General features: G+C 38.8%; 3 protein-coding genes. 1 reads left to right on the forward strand and 2 read right to left on the reverse strand.

From position 1 onward, the window contains the following. Window positions 1-797: 4-hydroxyphenylacetate 3-hydroxylase N-terminal domain-containing protein (locus KTHG_RS14260; RefSeq protein ID WP_305000246.1), on the reverse strand; the 797-nt coding region annotated here is incomplete at its 3' end. Then, window positions 794-2221 carry a 4-hydroxyphenylacetate 3-hydroxylase N-terminal domain-containing protein gene (locus KTHG_RS14265; protein ID WP_139994534.1) on the reverse strand — a complete coding sequence of 476 codons (1428 nt, stop codon included), beginning with the start codon at window positions 2219-2221 and terminating at the stop codon, window positions 794-796. The genes KTHG_RS14260 and KTHG_RS14265, both read right to left, overlap by 4 nt. Before the next feature lie 406 nt (window positions 2222-2627). On the opposite strand from KTHG_RS14265, the gene KTHG_RS14270 reads away from it, so the two are divergent. Further along, entirely contained in the window at window positions 2628-3467 is an 840-nt protein-coding gene (locus tag KTHG_RS14270; protein ID WP_139994536.1) for a MetQ/NlpA family ABC transporter substrate-binding protein, read from the forward strand. The last annotated feature ends 101 nt before the right edge of the window (window positions 3468-3568 follow it).

Below are 3568 nucleotides of genomic sequence, written 5' to 3' on the forward strand. Positions count from 1 at the left end.
GGATCTTGCTGCAATTTCCAAGCCGCTTCCGGGTCCTCGTGTACTAGCACATATTCCCATGGGATGAGTACGTCTTCAAAAAGCAACACCGCATCCATTTCATCAAATCGTGCACTAAGTGGCTGATTTACTTTATCGTCACTTGCAAAGGAAGCGCGGCTAATAATTTGTAGACCCGCTAAATTCGCTGGAATCAGGAAAATATTAGCCAACGATTTTTGTTCAGCACTACGTGGGTGAAATGATGAAATAATGTATTCATCTACATATGGTGCAGCTGTCGCAATCGTTTTTGCACCGCGTACAATTACGCCTTCTTCTGTTTTTTTCACAATCCGAAGCTGTCCACTAGCCACTTCAACTGCAGATTGACTACGTTTACGCTGTAGATCCTGTGCCGCTGCAGTTGATAGTAATTCGTGCTCTTTGGAATCGTTATAACGCCGTATGATTTTCTCCTCAAAATGCGGAATATATGTAGCAATCTGACGTCGATTTGCGTACCATCCTGTTTCAATTTCTCTCGAATATTCGGATAGACGGCTCATCATTCCAAAAGTCTCATCCACCCAAATCTCATAGGCATGCTGCTTTTTCTGTAGTTGCTCTATATTTTTAGGAATATGAAACGAAGCATGTCTCCCCTCTATATATAATGCTTCATTTGATAATGTAAGTAATTTTTCAATTGTGGCCACTGTGCCTTTAAATGCATGATGCGATGCCAAATGCTCTACCTTTTCTGTACCGTACCAAACATTTCGTCCATCATTTAAACGTTCTAGCCAAGCTGTCATAAAAGCAACTCCTCTCGTTGCTGAATTTTCGTTAAAAATGTATCTAAATAATCATCAAGCGGTAATTTATCATAATTTTCAAAAAATAAAGATTGGATACGGAATGGGTCGCCTGTATAAAAGCGTTCATATAAATCATGACGACTCCCTAGTTCACTTCCTACAAGTTCCCACCCAATACGGAAAAGAGCCGTTTTTTGTTTTGCTGAACTCGCAGCGCCGACATAATATGTTTCAAGTTGCTTTTGTAACGCTTCATCTTCAAAACGTTCGATTAATGTGGAGGGTAGCTGTGTAAATCCACCTGCCCCAATTTCCTTTAAAATACTAATCGCGCGACTATAATAACTCGTTCCAAGATTTCGTGCGACTTGTAGTTGTACAGCACTTGGTGTAAAAACACCATTCTCTTGCACAAATCCATTCGTTTCCGAGGTGTGTAGCAATGCTTCAATTGTATCTACCTGCATGTACAGTTCGCCCACTTTTTGCTGAACATTTAAAAATTCTGTTACGCGAATACTTTCAGCAACCGCCGTCGTTACACCTGCCACAAATTTTAATTTCGTCAATAAACGAATGACCGTTTGATAATGTGCTAATTCATTTAACTGCTGATGACGATGCGCTTTTACTACTCCCTCTGCATTGCCGCGTATAAAAATGCGGTCATTCGGGATAAATACACGATTAAATACGACTACTGCATCCATTTCATCAAATTGACTAGCAAGCGGATATAATGCCAAATCCTGCGCCGCATGACTTTTACGGCAAATAATCTCAAGTCCTGGTGACTGTGTAGATACAATAAAGAAATTAGCAAACTTCTCTTGCTCTTCTGCTTTACTATAGGGTGTATTTACTAAAATATCGTCAACATAGGGGGCGCCTGTCGCAATCATTTTTGCACCACTTACGTAAATACCATCCGTTGTTTCTTCTACAACATGTAGTAGCGCATGCTCAGGGCGCTCTGTCAGTGGCTTTGAACGATCAATTTGTGGATCAGCAATAGCTGTCGTTAGCAAACGGCGCTCTGATTTTAATTGCTCATAATACATTTCTATTTTTTGGGGAAATGTCGCATCATACTGTGCAAACTGCTCGCGGTCTATGTAGTATCCGGTAATCAATGCATAAGCATAATCGGATAACCGGCTCATCATACCAAAACTTTGTATACTCCATGCCTCAAAAGCTGCACGTTTTTCTAACAATTGCTCTTTAGTTGTCGGAATTGAAAATGCCTGATGTACATACTTACCAAGTTTGGCATCCTTATAACCAACCGGCTCGTCATCAATACGTGCTAATAATTCTTGAATCGTTTGAAAAGTCCCTTTAAACGCTGCATGCTCTGCTAAATTAGTTACTTGCTTCCCATCTAGCCAAACATGGCCCGCACCTTTAATTGCTGTCATTCCATCCTCTCCTTTCTATGATTACGGCTAGTTGTCTAGTCCGTAAAACACAATCGGAGCCCTTCTATTATGAGAAGAGCTCCGGTGGTCCAGTCGCTATAAATATTTAATTAAGAAAACAAAAAGAGCTCTTAACAAATCGCATCAAATGTGTCGGTTAAGAGCTCTGGTTGTCCAGTCACTGTAAAATTCTTATGCTTCATAGATTAAACGAATAATACCCATTGGTCAAGTATGAATTAAAAAATATTTAAAAAAATAATCATTGCTAATTTTTCTATTACTTGCTAGAATACTCTTTAATTCCTATCGGCTAACTTATATTTCCGACCGGACTACCGGAGGCACGTATGTTTTTACATATAGTGCCTCTTTTATTTTACTCAAATTAAGGAGGATATGAAGAATGAAGAAAATTGTAACCATTTTATTAAGTATTGTACTTTTAGCGGTGCTCGCTGCTTGCGGCAAGACATCAAGCGACAATAAAGCCAGTGCAGATGATACAAAAACAATCCGCATTGGCTTTACCCCAGGACCCTATAGCGATCAAGTACGTAAAGGGATTGAGCCAATTCTAAAGAAACAAGGCTACACTATTGAATACAAAGAATTTACAAGTGGTAATGAAGTGAATTTTGCCCTTGCTGAAGGATCACTAGATGCCGATATTTATCAACATACGGCATATTTCAAAAATTTTGTTAAAGAAAATAATGTCGATTTAACCGAAACCATCAAAGTTCCGACTGCACCGATGGGTCTTTACTCAGACCGCTATGATTCATTAAAAAATTTAGATAAAAACAAAGAATATAAAATTGCGATTCCTAATGATCCACCAAACTTTGCACGCGCTCTTCGTTTATTAGAACAACTTGATTTCGTGACACTCAAGAAAGATTATGAGCCATTAACTGTTAGTAAACATGATGTTGAAAGCTATCATATTAACATTAAATTTGTTGAAGTAGAGCAAGCCCAATTGGCTCGCGTCATTAGTGATGTTGATTTCGCACTCGTAAATGGCAATTATATTTTAGCAGCCGACCGTAGCTTAGATGATAGTCTATTACTAGAGGACCCGCCATTTGAATACCAAAATTTAATTGCTGTTCGCACAGAGGATAAAGATAAACAATTTGTAAAAGATTTAACGGCCGCCTATAAAACTGATAGCTTCCAAAAATTAATCGAAACAGATGCTGAATTTAAAGGCTTCTGGCAGCCAGATTATTTTAAATAATAACTATAAAGAGGCTGGGACATACGTATAAAAACAATCGTTCATATGAGCATAAGAAAAACCGGAATCGCGTTATAGCGCGGTTCCGTTTTTTCGTTGCG

Origin of the sequence: Kurthia sp. Dielmo, assembly GCF_000307285.2 — a bacterium.
GTDB lineage: Bacteria > Bacillota > Bacilli > Bacillales_A > Planococcaceae > Kurthia > Kurthia populi.